The 1164-nt window shown below is 70.6% G+C and carries 1 protein-coding gene; it reads left to right on the forward strand.

Features of this window, described 5'->3' with window-relative positions; genetic code table 11:
* On the forward strand, positions 1-1164 hold a 1164-nt coding region (locus tag EJI01_RS28355), incomplete at both ends, for an amino acid adenylation domain-containing protein (RefSeq protein ID WP_126840411.1).

Raw genomic sequence — 1164 nt, forward strand, 5'->3', positions numbered from 1 at the left:
CGACCACCTGGCCTACGCCATCTACACCTCCGGATCCACCGGAAGACCCAAGGGCGTGATGGTGCGCCAGCATGCCCTCAGCCACTTCATCCGCAGCATGCAGCAGGCCCCCGGCATGGATGCCCAGGACACGCTGGTGGCCGTCACCTCGCTGTCCTTCGACATCGCGGCGCTGGAGCTCTACCTGCCCCTGAGCACAGGTGCGCGCATCGTGCTGGCGAGCCGCGAGACCACGCGCGACGGCATGGCGCTGACGCGGCTGGTCGAACAGAGCCGCGCCACGGTGCTGCAATCCACGCCCGCGGGCTGGCGCATGCTGCGCGCCGGCGGCTGGCCGCAGGCGCCGCTGCAGAAGCGCTTCAAGGGCCTGTGCGGCGGAGAAGCCTTGCAGCCCGACCTGGCGCAGGACCTGAACGCGCTGGGCGTCGAGCTCTGGAACATGTACGGCCCGACCGAGACCACCATCTGGTCGACGGCGGCGCGGGTGGCGGGTGACGCGCCCGGCGTCGGCGGCCCCATTGCGGCCACGCAGCTCCATGTGCTGGACGCCAGCCTGCGGCAAGTCCCCGCCAACGTGCCCGGCGAGCTCTACCTGGGCGGCGCGGGCCTGGCGCGCGGCTATGCCGGGCGGGCCGCGCTGACGGCCGAACGCTTCGTGGCCGATCCCTTCGATCCAAGCGGCGCCAGGCTCTATCGCACCGGCGACCTGGTGCGATGGCGAGCGGATGGGCAGCTGGAGTACCTGGGGCGCATCGACCACCAGGTGAAGATCCGCGGCTTCCGCATCGAGCTCGGAGAGATCGAGGAACAGTTGCTGAAACAGCCGCAGGTGCGCGAGGCGGTGGTGGTGGCCCAGGAAGGCCCGGCAGGCGCGCGCCTGATCGCCTATGTCTGTGGAGCCAATGCCGATGCGGGCGAACTGCGTGCGCAGCTGGCGCAGAGCCTGCCGGAGTACATGCTTCCGTCGGCGATCGTCCGGCTCGAGAAGCTGCCGTTGAACGGCAACGGCAAGGTCGACAGGAAGGCGTTGCCGGCGCCGGAGCTCGACGACGAACGCGGCTGGGAGCCGCCGCAGGGCGAAGCCGAAGAAGCGCTGGCTGCGATCTGGGCCGAGCTGCTCGGCGTCCCGCGCGTCGGGCGGCACGACAACTTCTTCGAACTCGG

The sequence above is a fragment of the Variovorax sp. MHTC-1 genome, from assembly GCF_003984645.1.
Classification (GTDB): Bacteria; Pseudomonadota; Gammaproteobacteria; order Burkholderiales; family Burkholderiaceae_C; genus Variovorax.